General features: G+C 46.0%; 24 protein-coding genes and 1 pseudogene. 12 read left to right on the forward strand and 13 right to left on the reverse strand.

Annotated features, from left to right (window positions below; all coding sequences use genetic code 11):
- Positions 1-2: 2 nt before the first annotated feature.
- Together JNUCC1_RS06695 and JNUCC1_RS06700 are read right to left on the reverse strand one after the other, a co-directional pair.
- Positions 3-308, reverse strand: a complete 306-nt coding sequence (locus JNUCC1_RS06695; protein WP_331713641.1) for a nucleoside triphosphate pyrophosphohydrolase — start codon at positions 306-308, stop codon at positions 3-5.
- A gap of 78 nt (positions 309-386) precedes the next feature.
- Complete coding sequence (locus JNUCC1_RS06700) at positions 387-1,349, reverse strand: alpha/beta hydrolase (protein WP_331713726.1); 963 nt, start codon at positions 1,347-1,349, stop codon at positions 387-389.
- Positions 1,350-1,443: 94 nt separating this feature from the next.
- On the opposite strand from JNUCC1_RS06700, the gene JNUCC1_RS06705 reads away from it, so the two are divergent.
- From JNUCC1_RS06705 to JNUCC1_RS06730, 6 genes are all read left to right on the forward strand, one after another.
- Positions 1,444-1,800, forward strand: coding sequence for a cupin domain-containing protein (locus JNUCC1_RS06705; RefSeq protein WP_331713642.1), 357 nt, complete (start codon positions 1,444-1,446; stop codon positions 1,798-1,800).
- Positions 1,801-1,830: 30 nt separating this feature from the next.
- Entirely contained in the window at positions 1,831-2,187 is a 357-nt protein-coding gene (locus JNUCC1_RS06710) for a hypothetical protein (protein WP_156644670.1), read from the forward strand.
- Between the two features lie 380 nt (positions 2,188-2,567).
- Positions 2,568-3,353 (forward strand): gluconate 2-dehydrogenase subunit 3 family protein, encoded by a 786-nt coding sequence (locus JNUCC1_RS06715; protein WP_331713643.1) that lies wholly within the window; start codon positions 2,568-2,570, stop codon positions 3,351-3,353.
- Positions 3,354-5,108, forward strand: coding sequence for a GMC family oxidoreductase (locus JNUCC1_RS06720; RefSeq protein WP_156644671.1), 1,755 nt, complete (start codon positions 3,354-3,356; stop codon positions 5,106-5,108).
- Between the two features lie 42 nt (positions 5,109-5,150).
- Positions 5,151-5,345 carry a twin-arginine translocase TatA/TatE family subunit gene (gene tatA / locus JNUCC1_RS06725; RefSeq protein ID WP_156644672.1) on the forward strand — a complete coding sequence of 65 codons (195 nt, stop codon included), beginning with the start codon at positions 5,151-5,153 and terminating at the stop codon, positions 5,343-5,345.
- Between the two features lie 64 nt (positions 5,346-5,409).
- Entirely contained in the window at positions 5,410-5,988 is a 579-nt protein-coding gene (locus tag JNUCC1_RS06730) for an SCO family protein (RefSeq protein WP_231784081.1), read from the forward strand.
- 270 nt (positions 5,989-6,258) lie between these two features.
- On the opposite strand, the gene JNUCC1_RS19470 is transcribed toward JNUCC1_RS06730, so the two are convergent.
- A complete protein-coding gene (locus JNUCC1_RS19470; protein ID WP_442915422.1) occupies positions 6,259-6,402 on the reverse strand; it encodes a putative holin-like toxin in 144 nt (47 codons plus the stop codon).
- A 142-nt stretch (positions 6,403-6,544) separates the two neighbouring features.
- Between JNUCC1_RS19470 and JNUCC1_RS19000 the strand changes: the two genes are divergently transcribed.
- Positions 6,545-6,673 carry a hypothetical protein gene (locus JNUCC1_RS19000; protein ID WP_269448137.1) on the forward strand — a complete coding sequence of 43 codons (129 nt, stop codon included), beginning with the start codon at positions 6,545-6,547 and terminating at the stop codon, positions 6,671-6,673.
- A gap of 60 nt (positions 6,674-6,733) precedes the next feature.
- On the opposite strand, the gene JNUCC1_RS06735 is transcribed toward JNUCC1_RS19000, so the two are convergent.
- Entirely contained in the window at positions 6,734-7,606 is an 873-nt protein-coding gene (locus JNUCC1_RS06735; RefSeq protein WP_156644673.1) for a formate/nitrite transporter family protein, read from the reverse strand.
- Between the two features lie 226 nt (positions 7,607-7,832).
- On the opposite strand from JNUCC1_RS06735, the pseudogene JNUCC1_RS06740 reads away from it, so the two are divergent.
- Positions 7,833-9,028, forward strand: a pseudogene (locus tag JNUCC1_RS06740) (DUF4317 domain-containing protein).
- A 184-nt stretch (positions 9,029-9,212) separates the two neighbouring features.
- On the opposite strand, the gene JNUCC1_RS06745 reads toward JNUCC1_RS06740, so the two are convergent.
- The gene (locus tag JNUCC1_RS06745; RefSeq protein ID WP_156644674.1) at positions 9,213-9,599 is read right to left on the reverse strand and encodes a hypothetical protein; all 387 of its coding nucleotides are present in this window, start codon (positions 9,597-9,599) and stop codon (positions 9,213-9,215) included.
- 217 nt (positions 9,600-9,816) lie between these two features.
- Between JNUCC1_RS06745 and JNUCC1_RS06750 the strand changes: the two genes are divergently transcribed.
- Positions 9,817-10,530 carry a potassium channel family protein gene (locus JNUCC1_RS06750; protein WP_156644675.1) on the forward strand — a complete coding sequence of 238 codons (714 nt, stop codon included), beginning with the start codon at positions 9,817-9,819 and terminating at the stop codon, positions 10,528-10,530.
- 89 nt (positions 10,531-10,619) lie between these two features.
- Here JNUCC1_RS06750 and JNUCC1_RS19190 read toward each other — a convergent pair whose 3' ends face one another.
- The 7 genes from JNUCC1_RS19190 to JNUCC1_RS06780 form a co-directional block, all read right to left on the reverse strand.
- Positions 10,620-11,102, reverse strand: a complete 483-nt coding sequence (locus JNUCC1_RS19190; protein ID WP_331713644.1) for a hypothetical protein — start codon at positions 11,100-11,102, stop codon at positions 10,620-10,622.
- Entirely contained in the window at positions 11,099-11,518 is a 420-nt protein-coding gene (locus JNUCC1_RS19195; RefSeq protein ID WP_331713645.1) for a hypothetical protein, read from the reverse strand. Before JNUCC1_RS19195 ends, JNUCC1_RS19190 begins: the two co-directional genes overlap by 4 nt.
- Before the next feature lie 268 nt (positions 11,519-11,786).
- Positions 11,787-12,713 carry a prenyltransferase gene (locus tag JNUCC1_RS06760; protein WP_156644676.1) on the reverse strand — a complete coding sequence of 309 codons (927 nt, stop codon included), beginning with the start codon at positions 12,711-12,713 and terminating at the stop codon, positions 11,787-11,789.
- 41 nt (positions 12,714-12,754) lie between these two features.
- Positions 12,755-13,261, reverse strand: coding sequence for a hypothetical protein (locus JNUCC1_RS06765; RefSeq protein WP_197431656.1), 507 nt, complete (start codon positions 13,259-13,261; stop codon positions 12,755-12,757).
- 196 nt (positions 13,262-13,457) lie between these two features.
- Positions 13,458-14,453: a D-2-hydroxyacid dehydrogenase gene (locus tag JNUCC1_RS06770; protein ID WP_156644677.1), complete on the reverse strand. Its 996-nt coding sequence runs from the start codon at positions 14,451-14,453 to the stop codon at positions 13,458-13,460.
- Positions 14,446-15,516 (reverse strand): PTS transporter subunit IIC, encoded by a 1,071-nt coding sequence (locus JNUCC1_RS06775; RefSeq protein ID WP_156644678.1) that lies wholly within the window; start codon positions 15,514-15,516, stop codon positions 14,446-14,448. The genes JNUCC1_RS06770 and JNUCC1_RS06775 overlap by 8 nt, the downstream gene beginning before the upstream one ends.
- A gap of 468 nt (positions 15,517-15,984) precedes the next feature.
- Complete coding sequence (locus JNUCC1_RS06780; protein WP_156644679.1) at positions 15,985-17,445, reverse strand: protein adenylyltransferase SelO; 1,461 nt, start codon at positions 17,443-17,445, stop codon at positions 15,985-15,987.
- Between the two features lie 211 nt (positions 17,446-17,656).
- Here JNUCC1_RS06780 and JNUCC1_RS06785 point away from each other — a divergent pair, with 211 nt between their 5' ends.
- On the forward strand, positions 17,657-18,121 hold the full coding sequence (locus JNUCC1_RS06785; RefSeq protein WP_156644680.1) for a DinB family protein: 465 nt from the start codon (positions 17,657-17,659) through the stop codon (positions 18,119-18,121).
- 491 nt (positions 18,122-18,612) lie between these two features.
- Positions 18,613-19,905 (forward strand): acetamidase/formamidase family protein, encoded by a 1,293-nt coding sequence (locus tag JNUCC1_RS06790; RefSeq protein WP_156644681.1) that lies wholly within the window; start codon positions 18,613-18,615, stop codon positions 19,903-19,905.
- Between the two features lie 274 nt (positions 19,906-20,179).
- Here the strand turns inward: JNUCC1_RS06790 and fdhA are convergent, their stop codons facing one another.
- Positions 20,180-21,397, reverse strand: coding sequence for a formaldehyde dehydrogenase, glutathione-independent (gene fdhA / locus JNUCC1_RS06795; RefSeq protein ID WP_156644682.1), 1,218 nt, complete (start codon positions 21,395-21,397; stop codon positions 20,180-20,182).
- 205 nt (positions 21,398-21,602) lie between these two features.
- Here fdhA and JNUCC1_RS06800 point away from each other — a divergent pair, with 205 nt between their 5' ends.
- Positions 21,603-22,016 (forward strand): GlcG/HbpS family heme-binding protein, encoded by a 414-nt coding sequence (locus JNUCC1_RS06800; protein WP_156644683.1) that lies wholly within the window; start codon positions 21,603-21,605, stop codon positions 22,014-22,016.
- The last annotated feature ends 120 nt before the right edge of the window (positions 22,017-22,136 follow it).

Raw genomic sequence — 22,136 nt, forward strand, 5'->3', positions numbered from 1 at the left:
AATTAGAAAAACTTTATCTTCAAAACCGCCCGCTCGTCAGCTTTTTTCGTTCTGATTTGTTCAACTTCCTTTATGGTTGCCCCGTGTTGATGAGTGAGGGCGTGCATCAGTTCCAGGATGTCTGCGAGTTCTTCCAAAGCCCTACCGTCAGTAGCCGCTTCTTGGTATTCTGCCACCTCTTCGTTTAGTTTCTTTTTCAATTCTTCTATGTAACGATCTTCAGAAAGTGTTTTAGTTTTTAACTGTTTACCAGAGTTCTTAATGATTTCCGGAATCCGATCGCGTACTAATTTATGGTGTGTGGGCATAGTTTCTCCTCCCATAATGTTTTATCTTCAGTTTAATGGACAATGGTGAGCGGAGGCAAACGGGAAGAACGGGCAGCTCTACTCCCCAACCACACGCTCCACAAACGCCTCGACCCGCCCTTGATATGCCTCCGTCACAATATCAAATGCCTTCGTATGGCCAGCGTCTGGGACGAGCCACAGTTCTTTCTCTCCGCCGGCTGCGGTGTAAATTTCGTCGGACATGTCTGTTGGAACGAGGTCGTCATTTTCACCGTGGATGATGAGCAGTGGCAGTGTATTCTGCCTGACCTGTTCGACAGCGGATGCTTCGCCGAGCATGTAGCCGGCTCGCAGTTTTGTGATGGCGCTTGTGACGTCCAGTAATGGAAAAGGCGGCAGGTTGTACAGATGCTTCAGTTGGTGCGCCAATTCTGCTTTGACGGTGCTGTAGCCACTGTCGGCGATGATCCCTTTCACCTGGTCTGGCAGTTGTTCGCCGCTGCTCATTAAAACGGTTGCGGCGCCCATTGAGTTGCCGTGCAGAATAATCTCATCGGCATTGTATTCTCGGATCATCCGATCGATCCAGTCCAGGTAGTCAAGCCGATCATGCCAGCCGTAGCCAATATAATCGCCTTCACTGTCGCCATGTCCGCGGGCATCTGGCAGCAGGATGCTGAACCCTAGGTCATAGTAAAGTTTTGCAAATTTGCCCATGTCATCACCGGTATTTCTAAAGCCGTGAGCCAAGATGACAGTTTTGCCGACGTTTGTATCGTTATGTATGTACTGCGCATTCAGTTTTAAATCATCGTACGACACCATTGATAGCGCTTCTTTCTCTTGGGCTGCATACCAACTGCGGGCCTCGTCGAGAAGGTTTTGATCGGCTGTGCTTGCCATTGTATTGACAGCTTCAGCTTCCCTGTGAAGTTCGACTTCCGTGCCCCGTTTGATGCCTTGACTGTAAAAATAGTTGCCCGCTCCAATCAAGCCAATCACTAAAACGGCGATGAGACTTGATGCGATAATCAGTATTCTCTTTTTCAAAATGACCACTCCCCCTAGTACCATCATATCTGGAAAAAGGAAATTTCTCCAGCAAGTGTCATACGTGAATATGTAGTATGATAGAGATACTGGAGGGGATTCCGTGCAAATCTACACATTCAGCCAATCGAATGGAAGAAGAGTCACTCAGTTTGACTCCAATTTCATTATGTCCCATATTGTTCAAACCGACCAACCAGCACAGGTCTGCTGCATGTATTTAGAGAAAAATAGTGTTATCGGCTATCATCAGGCTGTTGTACCTCAGCTGCTTTTAATTGTGACAGGGGAAGGTTTTGTCAGAAGCGGGGAGGAAAGTTTTGTGCCGGTTCAGGCAGGTGAAGCCGTGTTTTGGGGAGAGGACGAGTGGCATGAGACCAAAACAGATCAAGGCTTAACGGCAATTGTGATTGAAAGTGACGGGCTCGATCCTGGAGCAATGATGTCTCTTAAGAAGTGAAAATGATCAACTGGACTGGAGGCGCTAAGCATGCACCTATACGAATCATATTTGCACGTACTAAAAAAGAACTTCATGCTCGTCATTATGGCCGTCGGTCTCATGGTGTTCACTTTTTTCCTTTGGGCAGGCGTGCCTGTCTTTATTGTTGGGGGAGCAATGGGGCATTTAACGATGAACCCGCTCGTCTTGCATGCGGCTGTGTCCCTGTCGGCGGGTTTTCTATTTGCTTTTTATTTTGCGCCAATCAATCTGAAAGTGGCGGGGCATGTAGCGCAGTTAAAAAATGACCGCTCTTTCAAGTCATTTGTTAAAATACAGACGGTGTGGATCGTGTGTTGTGCCATCTTGTTTGAGATCGCTCTTATGATTGCGTTTATGTTTTAATACGACTATGCTCGTAAACTGCATCTTTTCGGGATGCAGTTTTTTTATATGCTGCGACTTTGCACAGCATTGTTGGCATTAAGTGTCGAGGGTTTTACGTTTTTTCCGATATCCACTGCATTTTCGCCGATATATCACCCGAAATCGCCGATATACCACTCAAAATTTCTGATATCCGCAGCGGAATTTCCGATATCCTCTCTTCTGGAGCGCAACACAACACCCGAGCAGCATCCCTTCTAATTTTTTTCACAAAAATAATGTCTTTTCATAGATTAATATATTTCGAGATGCTAAAATGTCATAGTGCGCTGACATAAGTACAGAATTTTCTATTTATAGTCAGGTAATTAGTAGTTAAACATGGGAGGGGAACAACTGTGGCGAATGATAATCCGAACAACAAGGATCAACAAGCCCATGACGGAAAGGATGTTTCAAGACGGCAGTTTCTAAAAAACTCCGGTTATACAGCGGGCGGCGTTGTCGGAGGTGCGTTATTAGGGGGATTGTTTGGTAATCCATTCAAGACGGAAGAAACGTCTACTACAACGGATAACAAAGCAAAAGAACCTTTGCAGGAAGCGCGGACGTTTTTCAGTCGCAGCGAAGATTTTAGAACATTGGCAGCTGCAACGGAACGTATATATCCTGAAGATGATAACGGGCCTGGTGCTATTGAGCTGGGCGTGCCGTATTTTATCGACAAACAGCTGGCAGGGTTCTGGGGTTCGAATAGTAAAGATTACACGAAAGGCCCTTTTAAACCACAGGCCTCAGATACGCATGGCCTTCAGTCCAAAATGAATCGGGGCGAAATGTTCCTGGTTGGTCTGCAGCGGATGCAAGAGATCAGCAAGAAAGACCACGATGAGAAGTTTTATGACCTTGATGGCGAGACACAGGACGCGATACTCGAAAGTTTTGAGTCAGGCGATGTGAAGATCCGCGGTATGAGGTCAGATACGTTCTTTACGTTACTTAGAAATACCACCATTGAAGGCGTCTATTCCGATCCGGCATATGGCGGCAATAAGGATATGCAGGGATGGAAGATGATGGAATATCCAGGACCTTATGTGGGCTGGACGAACGACATAGATGCAGAAGAATTTTTATCAAAAGAGCCGACGAGCTTACGCGCATATCAGGGAGGCGGTGTATAAATGGCTAAGAAACTGGACAAGGCCGATGTCGTAATCGTAGGCGTTGGCTGGGCAGGCGGCATTATTAGTGCAGAAATGGCCAAAGCAGGCAAAAAAGTTGTCGCACTGGAACGCGGCAGACATAAAGAAAGAAGCGACTACATCGGTGTAAAAGACGAACTTCGATTCGATAATCGCTATCAGATCATGCAGAACCTATCGAGCGAAACAATGACTTCAAGAAATAACATTGACGAAACAGCATTGCCGATTCGAACACGCAATGACATGCAGGTCGGGACAGACCTTGGCGGCGGCAGTGTGCACTGGGCAGGCGCTACATATCGTTATTGGCCTTATGAATTTGAAATTCGCAGCAAAACCATCGAACGTTATGGAAAAGATAAGATCCCCAAAGACATGAATCTGCAGGATTGGGGCATTACGTATGAGGAAATGGAAAAGTACTATGACAAGTGGGAGAAAACAGCTGGCATATCAGGTGAGCAGGATCCGCTTGCCCCTAAACGGAAAAACCCATGGCCAAACCCTCCGCTAAAGGAAACGCCAAGTTTGAAGTTGTTTAAAGACGCCACGAAAAATCTGGGACTCCATCCATTTCAAGTGGCTGCAGGCAATATGTCCGAGCAATATGAAAATCCGGACGGCGAAACCCTTAATGCTTGTATGTACTGCTCTTTTTGTACAAGACATGGCTGCGATTTCTCTGCAAAAGCAGACCCGCTGGCAACGGTTATTCCCACAGCTTTAAAGCATGATAATTATGAGCTTCGGACAAGAGCCTATGTCAGACGGGTGCTGTATGATAAGAACAGCGGCAAGGCAACGGGTGTCTTGTATGTCGACGAAAGAACAGGTGAGGAATTCGAGCAACCGGCAGATGTCGTAGTGCTCTCCGGATTTGCATTGACCAATAACCGTTTGCTGATGCTGTCAAACATTGGTGAGCAGTACGATCCGAAGACCAGAAAAGGCCTTATCGGACGGAACTTTAATGGACAGTACAACTCCTCATTCAACGGCACACTCGGCTTTTTCGAGGATAAGAAGTTCAACCTGTACATGGGTGCAGGCGCACTCGGAGCAGCGGTCAATGACTATGCAGCCGACAACTTCGACCACACGGACCTGGATTTCATTGGCGGCGGTGCGATCGAATTGAGACAATACGGTTTCGGTGCCATTTCAAGCAGCGGCAACGTGCCTAAAGGGACACCGAGCTGGGGCAAAAAATACAAAGAAAACTCCCTGCATTACGCATACAGAGCACTGCGGATCTGGTATACAGCCATTGCCATGTCATACTGGCATAATTATCTGGACCTGGATCCAACGTATAAAGATGAGTACGGCGACCCATTGTTGCGTGCCACGTACAAATTTGGCGATCAGGAAAGAAACATAGCCAAATTCGGCATAGACAGATGCCATGAAATTATGGAAGAAATGGGCGCAGATATTATTGAAGATGATGAAGTTCCGGAAGAGTTCAATCACAGCTTTACCGGCGGGCATTATACCGGTGGCGTCGTGATGGGTGACGACCCGGAAACATCAGCTGTGAATAATTATTTGCAAATGTGGGATGTTGATAATCTATTCGTTGTCGGCGGTTCAGCATTTCCGCAATTTGGCGGACACCACCCAACGCCTACGATTGGCGCTTTATCCTATCGTGCCGCAGAAGGCATTGAAAAATATATGGATGAGGGCGGACAGCTGGCAGAAGCTAAACGCACAACGCAAAAAGCTTAAAGCATGACTTACACATGTCGCTATGTATGGGAGGTGACACAGATGGGTATTGGAAGCATTGGTATACCAAGCATGATTCTTATTCTAATCCTTGCGCTCATCATTTTCGGCCCTAAAAAGCTGCCCGAAATTGGGAAAGCTGCCGGGCAAACATTAAGAGAATTTAAAAATACAGCAGGTGACATGATGTCAGATAGCAACAGCAGCTCTGAAACAAAAAAGGACGAGTCAAAATAATGACAGCAAGAGGGTGTCCCTGCGGCGGGCGCCCTCTTGTTTGTGTCGACAAAAAGGGGGCCTGATGATGAGACGATTTAGTATTGTTGCAATCGTGCTGAGTATTATACTCACTGCCTGTGGTGGCGCGGAAATCGATACGAACATGTCTGGTGAGGTAGCAGACTTTGAATTTACAACACAAGATCATGAACCGTTCGGCCTGAAAGATCTCAAGGGCGGCTGGTGGGTAGCGCACTTCATGTATACGAGCTGCACAATCGTCTGTCCGACAACGGTACCGAACATGGCCAGGGTTCAGTCTGAGTTGGATGATTCGGGTCTGGAGGGTGTGGCGTTTGTATCCTTTAGTGTCCAGCCTGAGACAGATACGCCTGACGTCTTAAAAGAGTATGTGAGCAATTATGCGGTGGACCTGAGCAATTGGCATTTTTTAACCGGATACGCGTTTGAAGAGATTCAAAAGCTTTCCAACACGTCTTTTAAAGCTGCCCTGGAAGACGGCGGCCCTGAGGAACATGAATTGATCCACAGCACCGCCTTCTACCTAGTCAACCCCGAAGGAGAAGTCGTAAAAAAATACGAAGGCATGACCACACAAGGCATAAAATCAATCACACAAGACCTAAAAAAAGTCCTATAGAGCAAGCCCAAAAGCAGAGATGACCTAGAGCGGTGCCTGTCACTTCCCGAATTTTGTCAATAATTGTCGAATGGACTTGGCGGGGGCGGTGTTACACGTGTAAGTCCGTTCTGCTCATGATATAATGCCAATAAGCATGGGGATGCAGCCCATGCAAAAAACCGGCTCACGTTGCAGCGTGAACCGGTTACAATAGACCAACCCCAAATTGAGGGGGAAGGCACGTTGTAGGATGATCCCTCTCAAACGCTGTGCAAGGCATGAGAGGGATCATTTCTCGTTTTTAGCCGACATGAGGACTGCGATCAACATGCCGAAAGAGATCATCAGTGTCAGTACGTCGCTGATATCCATTGGCACCACCTCCTGCTGCAGGGAGTCTCCCGCGGGGAAATTGCGTGCCTCGGCCCTCATGTGAAGCGTATCTATTGTGAGTTTATCTTATCATAAAAGAACACATGTTCCTATATTTTTAACTAAAAAAGACTAGAATCGTTCTGGAGACCCAGGTCAGGTACAATCGAACTAAAAAGGTTATTGAGAGGAGGCGACGGGTATGGAAGAAGAAGTCGGTGTCTGTGTCAGCTGTGGTAAAACCGTTTACTGTCGGGATGGTTTTTTGGATGGGGTGGTGACGGAAAATCATGAGCTTTATTGTTTTGAATGTGTTGATGAGAACACATAAAAAACAATCCCCAAAGTGACTGTTAAAATCATTAAGGGATTGTTTTTCCAGTAAGGCGGGCTAGCTGTCATTTTTCTTATCAAGCTTGGTCTGTATTTCATCTTTATACGCGAATGAGAACAGCAGCGATACCAGAATTGCACCGCCAATCAGGTTGCCGATACTGGCTGGCAGGAGGTTCAGGAAGATATACTCGTACCACGTGTAATCATCTGTTGCGAGAAATCCCATACTGAAGTATCCCATATTCGCCGCACTGTGTTGGAAGTTACCAGCAACGAACAGGATTACCGGGAAAATGGTACCCAGGAACTTGCCAGTGATATCACGTGCTGCAGTGGTAAGAAACGCTGCCATCCCAATCAGCCAGTTGGCCAATATTCCCGAAATGAGCACTTCAAACCACCCAATCCATCCATGTTCAATGAATTTCATTTTGTGGCTGAGATATTCTGAAAGCTCAGGGTAAAAGCTCGGGGATAAAGACCCCGATAATTCTATGAGAATGGCTACAGCAAGTGCGCCAATGATATTCCCAACGTAAGCTGTCAGCCAGAATTTGTAGATGTTTTGGCTTCGAAGCCCGCTTTTGTTAAACAAATAGGAGGGAAGAAGCACGTTAATTTCCGTAAATAAAACCGATCCCGAAATGAAGACCATAGCGTAAGCAGACGCAAATCCAATTCCGGACATTAAATAGTAATAACCTTTCACATCAATCCCTGTTGCCAGCAAAATGGAAAACAGGGCACCAAACGTCATAAACGAGCCTGCTGTAAAAGCCAGCAGAAACTTGGCCAAAGGCTTCTGGTATAAGTGTTCCCTGCCTTTTTCACCGAACTCGTCCACAATCTGAGCCGGAATATAAAACTGCCGGTCAGGCTGATGCGTCTTATCCGGATTCGCCTGCTCCTTATTTTGATTCTCATCCATAGTGCATTCACCTCCATTTTTTCTTTCATACCCCTTCAACCACAACTTTAATCCAACGACTGTCGACAAGTGCCTGTCACTTCCCGAATTTGCTCGAATTTTGTCGAATGAAAGGCATCATGGCTTCTGTGGAAAGTTACGCGCCAAATCCTTATCCCGTGTCTGGTTTCTGTATGATAGAATAAGAGAATGTGCTTTGATCACGGAACGAGGAGTGGAATGGATTTTGAATAAGAAAGATATTGCCGACATTCGTAAACAGTTTAAACTCAATAATGATTTGCTTAAGATACATGACATTTTTAACGTCTATATTATGAAAGAATCAAGCGAGGTTTATCACCAGCAAAGCACGTCGTTCGAATTGCTGGAAGACGAACAGAAAGAATTGTTCATGGCCAACTTTAAAAAGGTGCTGACAGGGCAGCTGGACCAGAAGCTGTTTGAACTGAAATTTCAGCGTGATGTTGAGGACAGCAGTCAGCTGATCCTCCATCAGGGACTCTTAAGCGACGACCGGGAAGCCTGGACCGATGAGATGCTCCGGCTCGTTGAAAAAATGCTCACTGACAAGCAGTACGACATGGATGTGGTCTTGACATTTATCCGCGGGAGTACATGAAACCCATGAAGCGCCGCAATGACGAGGCGGAGGAAAGTGAGCGCGATGCGGTCTATTCCCATCCGTTTATTTTGTGCAGCATGAATCAGACGCAGGACCCCAAGAAAGAGTTGCTGTTTGATTATGTGGAAAAAGAATTTAAGTACAATATCGTCGTTGACCCAATTATTAACCTGAAAGCCCCGATGTCCGGATTTCTCTTCCCGGCGGTCACCGGGGGCACGTCTGATGTAAATCATGTGTTGTTTTCAGCAGGAAAAGCGAATGAATTGGACTATCATCTGATCGAAAACGTACTGAACGCAGAAGATGTGATGACAGCAGAAGAGGATAAGTTCGTATTTGAAGAGATTGTCAGAGATGTTACGGGCGACCGGATGAACACAGAGACGCTCTACAACGTGTACGATGAAATCTACCGCGTCATGGAGGAAAGTGAAGAGAATGAGGAGGACGATTCCAAGCTTGATGGCAAAGACATGGAAATGGTCCTGAGGAATAGCGGTGTTAAGGACGTCAGCTCCGAAAAGGTCGAGTCTGCGATTAAACGTGTGACAGATGACGAGCAGTATGAGCTTAAGGCCAACAATATCGTGCCGAAATACACTTCCAAGTCGATCAAAATTCAGACCAAGGTGGCTGATATTAAAGTAAGCCCCCAGGACTTAAGATTCCTTCGTCAGGTCCATGTGAACGGGAAGCTGTGTTTAATGATCGAAGTTGAGGAAAACACGGTAATTGAGGGTTTTGAGATGATTCCGGAAGTGCTTTTTGAAAAGGTGAAAGAGGATACGGAGTGAGCTAGGGGCTTGCATGACAGAGAGTGCGCGTGCAAGTCCGGTGCTGGCTGAGTGTGCATATCCGAGAATGCATGTGCATTTCTTAAAACAAAGGTGCGAATCCGAGAATGTGCGTGCATAACTCGAAATGGACGTGCATATGCGGTACCAACCAAGTGAAGTGCCGCATACCTCATACCCCGTCCTAATCAAATTTGAGCGGGTACTTGTCTGATTCTGATAACTCTCCTGTTTTAATCAGCTTCCGCTCAATTTGTCTAAAATACATGTTATACACCCGTTCATTATAATAGTGGTGCTCTTTGTCGCGCACAATTTCAGTAGCAAAAACAGCACCAATTTCTGTTTTGACTTCAGCAAAACGATCCACATCGTCTCCATAAATGTTGAAGATCTGATCAATCCTTCCACCTTGTGGGCCTTTGCCAGGTGTGGTCTTCACGGCTTCTAGATATTCTATATCTATGTCATATTGTTCATTAAAATATTTAACTAAGTCCTTACCACTTTTACCCAAAGGCAGGGCAAAATCAGGCCAAACACAGCATGCAAACTTTTGTTTATTGAGCATGGAAATATCTCCTTTTGAAAAAAGATTTCAACCGTTTCTATTTTAAGTATACGTTTAATAAGAGCCGATCAAAAATGTTTTGTTTGAAACAACAATCAGACGCCTACCTCAATAAAAGACGCATCTCAAACTTAAATTTTTGCTGTCAATGCCCTCTAGCTTTGTTACTATATTCGTATAGCATTTTTGGTGGATATTTTAGCAAAGTGGGGGTTTGATGAAAAAAATTAAATTCGGTATGGTGTACGAAATTTTTCTGGCTACAATGGTGATCCTATCTTTGGTGCTGGACTTGCCATCAACTGAAGGGGCCATCTTTGACTGGGTGATCTGGCTTATTTTCTTTATAGATTATTCGGTTCGGTTTTTCAATAGCGACAACAAGTGGGCGTACTTTAAGAGTCATCCACTGGAGTTTATCGCCATACTGCCATTGGATCAAATTCTTCGTATGGCCCGGTTTGTGAGGATTTTCAGAATCCTGAGGTTGCTGATGATCATGAACAGACGGACATTATTTCTTGATCAGTTTTTGAAAAAGTATATGATTGATCGCTTCATTATTGTTATCATGGTGTTGCTGTTTTTAATTGCGCTACCCATGAGGATCATTGAGCCGAGCTTCCACACATACGGGGATGCGCTGTGGTGGGCAATTGTTACAATGACAACGGTTGGCTACGGCGATTTGTCACCGGAAACCCCAGTTGGAAGGCTGATTGCGAGTGTGCTGATGATTGCAGGCATTGGTGTAATCGGTCTTGTGACAGGGACCATTGCATCTATATTCACCAGCAACAAGGATGACAAACTGCCCCAGGAACTGATCGATGTGAAGCAAATGATTGATACCTACCCCAATCTGGATGACGTGGACTATCAGTATATGATTGATAAACTGGGGAAAGCCAGAGGAGAACAGACCGATTAGAATTTTGATGATATAAGGGAACGAGGAGGCAGAGTCCTCCTGTAGGGAATACCAGGCTCAGCTGATCATCAGTTAAGCCTGGTTTTATTTTATCGTTTTAATGCTTCTATTTCATCATGGCTCAAACCGGTTACTTTGATTATGAAATCAATTGGAGATCCTTCTCGCAACATCGAAGCCGCCACTTCTTTCTTTCCCATTTCCTTCCCAATCTCTTCTCCAATACGCTTCCCTTTCTCCTCATAGGAAATCGGCAATTCCATAATCTTCTCCATATCCGGCGAATGCTTAACCTTTTCCATGACCATCTCCTCCTCCTTTTCACTTAATGACAGATATCTATCAAAAAATCCATAAATCAAACGCATCTTAGCTGGATTCAGTTCCATCTTAGACATCATACGTAAAAATTCAAATTTAACTTGTGTTCTCTCCTTTTCCGTGTAACCCATTTTGCTTAACAAAGCTGCTGCAGCCGGATTATTGGACTTGATAAAATCACGCCAGTTTGTTTGCTTTAATGGAAGTGTGAGAAAGTTAAACGTAAGGACATGAAAGAAAGGGAATGTCATATGAAATTCAGTCGGCTCCTCCCGCTTATGGTCATAGCTGAACACAGCGATCGGGACAATCGGTTTGCGGTATTTATTGTAAGCATACTAAAATAATGATACATGCGTTCACGAAAGTTGGATTGGGTATAGCTTTGTGGTTCGACATGGATGATGAGAATAACATCTTCGTCCTTCAGCTTGGTTTCCATGACAATATCCAGTCGTCTGGTGTCGCCTTCGTGCAGATCAGTGAAGACTTCTTCAGAGATCGGACTGAGGTGGCGGAAATCGATGTTTTGGTGCACATCAGGAAAAAACGCTTCAAGAAACTCCTCGAAAAAAGTGTGGATCAGTTGCTTAAACAACAGGTCGTGGTGGTGGGCAGTATATGTGGTTTCGTCAGATCGTTCTCTGACACGTTCAATTACTTGCATTTTAACACATCCCTGAGGTGGAATGAAGTTATAACAAGATGTCTACTCTGAAAATTACTATATCATATAACTTTAAAAAGAACAAGTGTTCCTAAAAAGGATGAAAAGACAACCATTTTTCCGATATACCACATGAATTCGCCGATATATGGTCCGAAAACGCCGATATCCAACCTGGAATTTCCGATATCCGCACCAAAATTTCCGATATAACTTAAGGGGTCGGTCACGAGACCCTTTTGGCGTGGGAGACCGGCCCCTCCTAAGTTCAACTGTACGGGATCAGCAAGGTAGCAGTTAGAAGCAAACCAAAGACCCAGTGGTGGCGGGCTGCCCATTTCATGCCGAGCTGCTGTTGCTTTTTGGAAGCATCAGGTGCGTATGATCGGTACAACATCACGGCCACGGGGATCGCGCCTAAAACGAGCAATGAAACCACAGGCAGGCGCTGTAGCATGACAAGTACAATCACCACAAGATAAGGCACTGCCAGAAGAACGGCGAGCAATTTTACCGCACCAGATTTTCCGAGACGGTTTGCAAGCGTATTGCGGAAAAGACGGTCTTTTTCCAGGTCGCGGATGTTATTGGTTAAAATCATTGATGCGATGAGCGAGGCAAAAACCAATGACACGCCCAAGATGACGGCTGAAATCCGACCGCCTTGCACGGTAAATGCGATCAGCGTAATCACGGGCCCGAGAAAAACTGCGGCTGTCAGCTCACCGAGACCTCTCGCAGCAAGTGAGCGCTTGCCGGCGGAATAGGCGTATCCGGCTGCCACGCCTGCTGCCCCTACAGCAATCAGCCAAACGCTTGTGACCGAGCCGAGCCAGATGCCGATGAATGCGGCGACGGTCATCATAACCCCGGCAATAATCGGCAAAGTGTGGTGTGCAGGCAAATGCTGTCCGGACATCGGTTCAGTTGTCCACTTCTCCTTATCCTGACCATTTTTAAAGTCAAAGTAATCATTCAGCAGATTGGTGGCGGCCTGAATCAGCAAAGCCCCAAACAAGACACCCAAGAACAATGAAAAATGAATCTCATGCTGCCATCCGGCGATTGCGGTACCTGCTAAAGCAGGGCTGATCGTCCCGGAAAGTGTCAGCGGTCTAAATAGGGAAACCCAAGATTGTTTATAATAATATTGACCAAGGCTTCCTTCCTCCATATGAATCTTATTTATGCTCATGACCAAAACCTCCTTATGAATTCCCTCCTCGGTCTGCACTTCTAAAGCGTCACCATCAAACCAATCAGCACGATAAACCCAACCACCTCTACACTTTCAAACAAAGCGATGGAAATCAGCCCCTTAATTAAAGGTGATTTAACCCCTTGATCCGCGTCTATCCACAGTTGATCATTTTTTAAAATACGCATGGCATGACGAAAGCCGATCGATACGCCCCATAAAAGGGTGAAAATAGCTGTTAACAGGGCCGCTGCCCAAATATGGCCATAAGCTGTTCCAATAATATCATCCCATTGTTTCAAGGGACCGAAGACTGTGCCGAGCAATATACCAGTGACAATCACGGCCGCGCCTGCCAATGTCAGCAAAAGATGCGCGTGTTTCATCACAAGATAAAGCACACGTTGTTGTTCGCGATAGGCAAGCTTTCTGACAGCCGGAAACACACCCCAACCAACAAACAACACCCCACCGACCCATGCGATTGCCAGCAATATATGCAGCCCGAGGACAACTTGTCGGACTTCCCACAATGTAAACGCCATAAAGCATCCCTTCTTTAAGCGGAATAGGTGTCAATCCTTTATCTACATCGTACACCCGCGGAAGGGAACCGTAATTGACCCAGGTCAATTTTCAAGCGGAAATTCCGAGGAAATAAGTCAAGTGACACCTGGCTCTGTTCAAGATCCTTTGAGACAAAAAAAGGACCAGGGCAAATCACCCTTGGTCCTTCTCAAATTAGTTTAATCGTGTGTCACATGTGCCTGTTTGAATAACGGATAAAGTTGCATCTAATCCGCCTTCTACAAGGTTTTGCACGGCAATGTTGGTGTAAAAGGCGATGTGTGGGGTTAAGATGACATCCCGACGACTGATGAGTTCTAACATAACCTGGTCGGTGATCGTCTGGCCCCGGAAATCTTTAGGAAAGTAGGAAGTTTCATTTTCATACGTATCTAATGCTGCTCCAGCAAGTTTCCCACTGTCGATCGCTGTCAGGAGAGCCTGCGTGTCAACGACAGTTCCCCGCGCTGTGTTGATAAATACTGCACCGTCCTTAAAATGTGCGAAAAGCGCTTCGTCAAATAGGTGGTAGTTGTCTTTCGTAGCTGGCATATGAATTGAAACGATATCGGCATTCTCAACAGCTTCTTCAATGGTGTCTTTATACTCAAGATGTTGTTTTGCTTGCTCGTTTGGATATAAGTCAAAGCCGACAATTTTGGCACCAAATCCTTTGAAAATTTGTGCTGTGATTTGGCCGATGCGTCCGGTGCCGATAATAGCTACTTGCAAGCTCTTGATCTCTTTAGCCATAATTGACTTTTGCCAGCGGAAGTCCTGAGCGGCGACTCTTTGCTGGATTAGATCGGTTTTGCGCACCAGTTGCAAGGCAGCGGTCACAGCGTATTCAGCGATAGAATTCGGCGAATAGCTGGGCACGTTTGAGATGATGATGTCATTTTTTCGTGCCTCATCCAGATCATACATGTCGAATCCTGCACTGCGCTGAGCAATTTGTTTGATGCCAAACGTTTGCAGTCGTGGATAGATTTGGTTATCGACTTTAATCGTTTGCTGAATGGAAAGCCCATCAAAGCCTTTTACACGGTCGACGTTGTCCATAGTGAGTAGTTCGTCAGTCAAAGTTAAATCCACTGCATTTGCTTCTGCCCAATTCAAGGCAGCGTCCTTCTCGTCTTCACGTACACCAAACATTATTATTTTAGTCATTTTTATCCCCGCTTTCCTCTTCTGCAATAAATTTAAATACAGATGGGTCATATAGTTTTAGTACTTTTGTACATAAGTTGTGAATCAAATACGCTGCGATAAATGGAATGATGAAGTAAACAAGTAACAGAATTCCCAAGTTAAGCAGAACACTTCCATCCATAAACTTAAAGGCGTTAATAGGTCCAACCAGGCCTGAATAACCAAAGCCGGCTGATTCAGGTGTGCCTTGAATACCGAAGAGACTGGCTGCAACCGCGGTAACTATTGCTGTTAATCCGATCGGGACAGCGATGATCGGGTTTTTCAGCAGGTTCGGCATCATCATTTTCATGGCACCGAGAAAAACGGCAATCGGAACACCACTGTTATTCACTCTTACTGTGCCAATGACGAGCATACATGCTGCTGCTGCGATCCCAATGTTTGCGGCTCCGGCTGCTATACCCGAAATACCAATGGCCATAGCAATTGCAACAGTTGAAATAGGAGAAACGATAATAATACTAAAGGCAATTGCAATTAAAATAGTCATTAATAAAGGCTGTAGATTTGTAAAGCTGTTGATCATGTGGCCAAGCCCAGTTGTGATTAATTGAACATAAGGTAAAAGAATAATACCTATAAACCCGGCAATGCCTCCTGCTGTAATCGGCAGTAAAATAATGGTCAGACTCTTAAACCTGTCTTTGATAAACAGGATCATTAAGACTGCAATGGCAGCGGTGATCATCGTGTTGATCAGGTCTCCGATCCCTGTAAGAATCCAGACATTTTCCTGGAAGGAAGCGGCACCACTTCCGACAAAAGCGGCTGTACCTACGACAACGGTCTGAAGCGGATTTAGCTTAAACTGCATAGCGATCAGCACTCCAACAATGACCGGCACTGTAAATTGGATACCTACCACAACACTGTTTAAAGTGGCGAAGATATCATGATATTGTGAGAGGAATTTGAACAGCTCTCCTAAAATGGCGTTTGGAACCAATCCAACAACGATCCCCAATGCCACACCAGCTAATATTTTATTAATGAATGCTCCAACACTAATTTTTTCCATTGGTGTGTCACTCCTTTGTTTTTTAAGTACGGTTATAGCGTATCATAATGTGAAGTATTTCACAATAAGATAAAGTAATATTTCACAAACTATACAACTGTCATATTTTAACAAAACACTGTAAGGACTATTACAATGGGTTTATGTTATAAAATCAAAAAAATCATCATGAAAGTGTGTAAATCCATATGTGACAAATTAAACAAATTAATAGCTGTTGAGCATTTAAGACCACAGCTGACCACCTGACATAAAAATACATCGAATCCCATTTTTCCGATATATCACATGAATTCGCCGATATATGATGCAAAAACGCCGATATCCGACTACGAATTTCCGATATCCACACCAAAATTTCTGATATCAACCAAATGAGGCCCACCTTACCCATACGATCACCCCCAGTCCAACAACACAAAAAACCCCCTCCCTGAAATCGCAGGGAGGGGGCAGCGGCACTTCCGCTTAGGTTCCACAATACGTTGTATAGGGACCTTCCGGAATGGGAGCCTTCGCGTACTCAATTTGTTCGTCAGTGTGTGCATAGGGATCTTTCATAAGGTGCAAGAGCTCTTCAACCAGTGTCAAATCGTCGTTGTCAACGGCTGCTGTGAGTGCTTCTTCCACACGGTGATTTCTTGGAATGACAGCTGGATTGTTACAGCGCATCAAATCTTTTCGTTCTTCGTCTGTTTCGTGTTGCTTCTCAACGCGCCTCAACCAGCGTTTATGCCATTTTCGAAAGTCGTCAGTAGAAAAAATTGTCGCATCATCAAGCTTGTCGTATGTCAGGCCCAAAAAGGTATTTGTATAATCAGCTTTGTGAGTCTTCATAATGTCGAGCAGGCTGGTGATCAAACTGTCATCTTCAGGTTCTTCGTTAAACAATCCGAGTTTGGCGCGCATGCCATTCATCCAATGATCATTAAACAGGCGCGGAAATGCTTCAAGCTCTTTCTCCACTTGCTTGACTGCTTGGTCTTCATCCTCGTCGATGAGCGACAGCATCGCTTCTCCCAGCCGCGCCAGATTCCAATGGGCAATAGGCGGCTGATTGCTGTATGCATACCGGCCTTGAACGTCGATTGAACTGAACACGATTCTCGGGTCATACGTGTCCATAAATGCGCACGGACCGTAGTCGATGGTTTCGCCGCTGATAGCCATGTTATCCGTGTTCATGACCCCGTGAATAAAGCCGACGAGCTGCCATTTGGCGACCAGGCTGGCCTGTTCTTTGATCACTTCCTGAAAAAAGGACAAGTATGGATGCAACTTGTTATTCAGCTCAGGATAATGGCGGTCAATTGCATAGTCAGCCAAGGCTTTTACATCATCGAACGAGCCAAAGCGCGCAGCGTACTGAAACGTACCCACACGCAAATGACTTTTGGCCACCCGTGTCAAAACGGCTCCTGTGAGTGGGGTCTCCCGCATAATGGGTTCTCCGGTTGATACGACAGCAAGTGACCGCGTCGTCGGTACCCCGAGTCCGTGCATAGCCTCACTGATCATATACTCCCTGAGCATCGGGCCAAGCGCTGCCCGTCCATCCCCGCCACGGGAATAATTCGTTCGGCCAGCACCTTTAAGCTGAATGTCAACACGCTCATGCTGTGGCGTGTTATGCTCGCCCAAAAGTACTGCCCTGCCGTCTCCAAGCATCGTAAACATGCCGAATTGGTGGCCGGTGTAAGCCTGGGCGATTGGATTCGCACCCTCAGGGACAGCATTGCCCGCCAGCACATCAATCCCTTGATCACTTCTTAAAAAGTCCGTATCCAGCCCAAGCCACGCTGCCAGTTCTTCGTTGAAAATGAGCAGCTTCGGAGCTTTAACAGGTGTCGGATTGGTTGGTTTATAAAAAATGTGCGGCAATTGTGTGTAACTGTCTGCTAGATGCCAATTTCGCTGTTGTTTAGTCATAGTGTGTTCATCCTTTGTATCGTGTGCAGACGCACAACTTTAGTAGTAGGTTTATTTTTTGTATAACCATAGAAATGATACAGTTGTTTATCCTGTATGATATTTGTTTGCTTAAGAACAAGTGTATCATGGAAATGAAGTCTTGGATATATAGACGGAGATAAGTTAAAATGGATTTTATCGAACTGTAAAATTCAGGAGGGGAAGTAATATGGATACAATCAATGAAGTGGTAAACGGATGGCTCAAGCATCGACGGGTGGTTCAGGACCTTCTCGTGCTCGTGGATGAGAAAGACATCCATTACAAACCATGGGACGGCGCGATGTCTCTGGGCGGGCTCGCCGTTCATATTGCCACGTCAATGGACATGTTCACCAAACTAATCCTTAACGGCAAATTCTCACCCCCAAACGAAGAAACGTTTGAAACCTTGCAGGATGTGCGCGACATCGTCGACCGTTATACGCAAAAAACACAGCTCGATCTCAGCTCATTAACCAAGAACCAGCTCAACACAACCATTGAGTTCAACCGTGACGAGGCACCAGGCAGCTTCTGGCTGTCCAATGCCATTGACCATGAAATCCATCATAAAGGACAGCTGTTCACATACGTCCGTCTGACAGGCGTTGAGAAAGTTCCATTTTTCATGAAACATCCGACACAGCTTTAAAGTTGAAAAAGAAAGCACGGGGCAGGTTTGTCCCGTGCTTTCTTGCCTATAACACTGTCAGGGTTCAAATCTACTCTTTCTGAATAAAATTGACTTCTCTCATTCCATCTCAACACAATATGCATGTAATCATTTTGATTGGGTTTTTTAATAAGCTAACTCTTCTCATATTTGAATTTGTAAAAGTCTTAAGCGGATCCTGTTTGATGTAACCCGGTATAATCTTAGTTTTGAACGTTAAAATAGATGATTTCGCCGATAAAAGCCCCGAAAACGCCGATATACACTTCAGATTCGCCGATATCAGCAGCGAAAACGCCGATATAATGTCATATAAGATCTACTACTCCACGACTTAACTGCCTTTTATTTTAACATTTCTAAAGTCCATATATAGTATTAACTTTTCGTCAAAGTAAAACCAATTCCTAGCTTGTTCGACACCATGCATCTATAATGGGTGTAAGCACTTACAGAGGGAGAGATGTTCAATGGTACAACAGACCGTATTTGTAAACGAATTTACAGATGGCATTCTTGACCCGAATAAGAAGATGCTCGGCCCTGTAGCGGATGGTGGACATATCGTAGCCAATACTGCGCCAGGGTGTTGGGGCCCGATGATGACACCGCAGCTGAAAGGCGGACATGAAGTGACAAAGCCCGTATATGTGGAGGGAGCGGAAGTGGGGGATGCGATTGCCATTCGCATCAAATCCATCCAGATCACATCCCAGGCAACAGCGTCGGGCAGCGATTCCCCTGTGGACGGGCGTTTCGTTGGAGATCCGTTCGTTGCTGGAAAATGTCCGGAATGCGGTGGGTTGAATCCGGCCTCTACCGTGGAAGGGCTTGGTAAAGAAGCGATCAGGTGCCAAAACTGTGGCGCAGACGTGACACCATTCGTCATTACCAATGGCTATACAATGGCATTCGACTCCAATCGTTCAGTCGGGGTAACACTCAATAAAGACGGGGCAGAAGCAGTCGGTGAAAATGGAAAAGACTTTATGGCCACACCAGAAGCTTCTGTTCAGAATCCGGTGGTCAGCTTTGCACCACACGATCTTGTCGGAACGGTTGCCAGGGTTAGAGCGTTTCTTGGACAGCTTGGCACGACACCGTCAAAAGCTTTCCCTGACTCCCATAATGCAGGAGATTTTGCTCAGTTTCTGATTGATGCGCCGCACGATTATGGTATGCCTAAAGAGGAATTGAAGCACCGCACAGACGGCCATATGGATATTAACCGCGTACGTACCGGCGCTGTATTGATTGCGCCTGTTAAAGTAGCAGGCGGCGGTGTCTATCTGGGTGATATGCACGCCATGCAAGGCAATGGAGAAATCGCCGGACACACGACAGATGTATCAGGCATTGTGAACCTCCAGGTGAAAGTTATAAAAGGACTTGAGCTGGATGGTCCAATTTTATTGCCGGTGGAAGAGGACTTGCCTTTTTCAGCTAAGCCCCTCACCGAGCAGGAAAAAGCCGCAGCCCTCGACGTGGCAAAAGGGTGGGGCATGTCTGAAGTAGAAGACAGTCTGCCCGTTTCATTTGTCGGCTCAGGTGCGACGTTGAACGAAGCGACAGATAATGGGTTACAGCGCGCGGCAAAACTGTTCGGTATCAGTGTGGAAGAGGTGATGAACCGAGCGACCATTACCGGGTCCATCGACATTGGACGGAATCCCGGCGTTGTCACCGTCACATTCCTCGTCCCTATACCTCTGTTGGACAAGACCGGACTGACCGATTTGATTAGGCAACACTATCAAAAGTGACCTAAAGGGGAGACTTGGTGGGTTACTGATGGCGTACCGAATGTGCATATTTCGGAATGAACGTGCATATTTCGCGATGAATGTGCATATCTGGGAACGAGCGTGCATATTTCGGAATGAATGTGCATATTCGGAAATGAGTGTGCATATCCCGGAAACGAAAGTGCATATCCGACCTTGAGCACGAGCAATCGATCCGCCCAGCACGCCTCACCCCCGCAATCAATAACTCCAAATTAAAAAGGGAGGCCCAAAAGCCTCCCTTTCTCTAACTCTATTTACTCAAACTTCCATGCGGGTCGATCACGAATTTCTTCGCAACCCCGCTGTCAAAGTCTGCATAGCCTTGTGGTGCCTCGTCGAGCGAAATGACGGTGGCGTTCACCACATTGGCGATATCCGCTTTTCCATGTAAAATGGCGTTCATTAATTGACGCTGATATTTCATGGCTGGCGTTTGGCCGGTATGCATGGAATGCGCTTTTGACCAGCCGAGTCCAAATCGCACTTTGAGCGACCCTTGCTGTGCGTCTTTATCTTTTGCACCTGGATCTTCTGTCACATACAGGCCGGGAATGCCGAATTGGCCGCCCGCTTCAACAACGTCCATCATCGTGTTCAGAACTGTTGCGGGTGCGTCATTGTAATCTGTGCCATGACCGTAAGCCTCAAAACCTACCGCGTCAATCGCACAATCAACTTCAGGTTCACCAAGGATCTGCTCGATCTGCTCACCGACATCGTCATGTTTTTGTAGATTAATTGTTTCACAGCCAAAGCTTCTGGCCTGCTTCAGCCGTTCTTCGTTTAAATCCCCTACAATAACGACAGCGGCACCAAGCAGTTGTGCCGAGTGGGCAGCTGCCAGACCAACCGGGCCGGCACCAGCCACATAGACGCTGGATCCCGTCGTTACTCCGGCATTAATGGCCCCATGATACCCCGTTGGGAAAATATCTGATAACATTGTTAAGTCCAGAATCTTGTCCATGGCCTGATCTCTATCAGGGAATTTCAACAGTTGGAAGTCTGCGTATGGAACCATCACATATTCAGACTGGCCGCCTACCCAGCCGCCCATGTCAACGTAACCGTATGCGCCGCCTGGTCTCTCTGGGTTAACGTTCTCACAGATGTGTGTATCCTGACGGCGGCACATTTTACAGCGGCCGCATGCGACGTTAAATGGAACAGATACGATATCTCCTTTTTTCAAAAATTCCACGTCTCGTCCGACTTCCACAATCTCTCCGGTAATTTCGTGGCCCAATACCATACCTTCCGGGGCAGTCGTGCGGCCTCTGACCATATGCTGATCACTGCCGCAAATGTTGGTTACGATATTTTTAATAATCACCCCATGCTCACACTTCCGTCCTGCGTTAGAGGGCGGCACACCAGGTCCGTCATGCAATACAAGATCCGGGTACGAAATATCCTGCACCTCAACTTTTCCGTTCCCTAAGTAAACGACACCGCGATTGTCTGCCAACAAAAAAACCTCCTTTAAAAATGAGCTGACAGTGTAGACTGCCATGAGACTTTCATGCATCATGAAGCCGCTTACATGTTCATATTCCCGCTTTTTTACTTATAAAACAAGAAAAGCCGGACTTTTTAGTTTAAATGTTTATTAACAGTAATGGCGGGAATTGCATTTGGAGAGACATAATTTTCTAGAGAAAGGAAGGTTATTAATGGAGAAGATCAATTTGGAATTGGCGAAGAAGGTCATAGCAGGAGCGGAGAAAGAAGCCGGTAATATCGGCGTCCAGATGGTGATATCCGTTATGGACGATGGCGGCAATCTCGTTGCAACACACCGCATGGACGATGCATGGCTAGCGAGTGTAGACATCGCGAGAAACAAAGCTTGGACAGCCGTCGCTTTAAAAATGCCAACAAGTAACCTCGAGGAAGCGACCGTTCCAAACGCAGAACTCTGGGGCCTTAACACCACCAACCAAGGAAAAATTGTCGTGTTCGGCGGTGGCTTTCCACTAGAAAAAGACGGAAAAATAGTCGGAGCCGTTGGCGTCAGCGGCGGTGCAGTACCGCAAGACGTCCAAGTAGCCCAGGCAGCCGTTGACACCTTTAATGCAGAAAAATAAAGATTAATAAAAACCTCCCGGGGTGGGAGGTTTTTTACATATGAGCATGTTCTGTAATGGACCGGGAAAACTATGGGGCATTGCTGGTTGGGTGAAACTCAGCTTGGTTTGTTAATAAGT

This window comes from Lentibacillus sp. JNUCC-1, from assembly GCF_009741735.1.
Classification (GTDB): Bacteria; Bacillota; Bacilli; order Bacillales; family Amphibacillaceae; genus Lentibacillus_B.

Coding starts and splice junctions, on each gene's coding strand:
- JNUCC1_RS06695 (WP_331713641.1), bottom strand. CDS start 308: ATGCCCACACACCATAAATTAGTACGCGATCGGATTCCGGAAATCATT.
- JNUCC1_RS06710 (WP_156644670.1), top strand. CDS start 1,831: ATGCACCTATACGAATCATATTTGCACGTACTAAAAAAGAACTTCATG.
- JNUCC1_RS06720 (WP_156644671.1), top strand. CDS start 3,354: ATGGCTAAGAAACTGGACAAGGCCGATGTCGTAATCGTAGGCGTTGGC.
- tatA (WP_156644672.1), top strand. CDS start 5,151: ATGGGTATTGGAAGCATTGGTATACCAAGCATGATTCTTATTCTAATC.
- JNUCC1_RS06730 (WP_231784081.1), top strand. CDS start 5,410: ATGATGAGACGATTTAGTATTGTTGCAATCGTGCTGAGTATTATACTC.
- JNUCC1_RS19470 (WP_442915422.1), bottom strand. CDS start 6,402: ATGAGGGCCGAGGCACGCAATTTCCCCGCGGGAGACTCCCTGCAGCAG.
- JNUCC1_RS19000 (WP_269448137.1), top strand. CDS start 6,545: ATGGAAGAAGAAGTCGGTGTCTGTGTCAGCTGTGGTAAAACCGTTTAC.
- JNUCC1_RS06735 (WP_156644673.1), bottom strand. CDS start 7,606: ATGGATGAGAATCAAAATAAGGAGCAGGCGAATCCGGATAAGACGCAT.
- JNUCC1_RS06745 (WP_156644674.1), bottom strand. CDS start 9,599: ATGCTCAATAAACAAAAGTTTGCATGCTGTGTTTGGCCTGATTTTGCC.
- JNUCC1_RS06750 (WP_156644675.1), top strand. CDS start 9,817: ATGAAAAAAATTAAATTCGGTATGGTGTACGAAATTTTTCTGGCTACA.
- JNUCC1_RS19190 (WP_331713644.1), bottom strand. CDS start 11,102: ATGACATTCCCTTTCTTTCATGTCCTTACGTTTAACTTTCTCACACTT.
- JNUCC1_RS19195 (WP_331713645.1), bottom strand. CDS start 11,518: ATGCAAGTAATTGAACGTGTCAGAGAACGATCTGACGAAACCACATAT.
- JNUCC1_RS06760 (WP_156644676.1), bottom strand. CDS start 12,713: ATGAGCATAAATAAGATTCATATGGAGGAAGGAAGCCTTGGTCAATAT.
- JNUCC1_RS06765 (WP_197431656.1), bottom strand. CDS start 13,261: ATGGCGTTTACATTGTGGGAAGTCCGACAAGTTGTCCTCGGGCTGCAT.
- JNUCC1_RS06770 (WP_156644677.1), bottom strand. CDS start 14,453: ATGACTAAAATAATAATGTTTGGTGTACGTGAAGACGAGAAGGACGCT.
- JNUCC1_RS06775 (WP_156644678.1), bottom strand. CDS start 15,516: ATGGAAAAAATTAGTGTTGGAGCATTCATTAATAAAATATTAGCTGGT.
- JNUCC1_RS06780 (WP_156644679.1), bottom strand. CDS start 17,445: ATGACTAAACAACAGCGAAATTGGCATCTAGCAGACAGTTACACACAA.
- JNUCC1_RS06785 (WP_156644680.1), top strand. CDS start 17,657: ATGGATACAATCAATGAAGTGGTAAACGGATGGCTCAAGCATCGACGG.
- JNUCC1_RS06790 (WP_156644681.1), top strand. CDS start 18,613: ATGGTACAACAGACCGTATTTGTAAACGAATTTACAGATGGCATTCTT.
- JNUCC1_RS06800 (WP_156644683.1), top strand. CDS start 21,603: ATGGAGAAGATCAATTTGGAATTGGCGAAGAAGGTCATAGCAGGAGCG.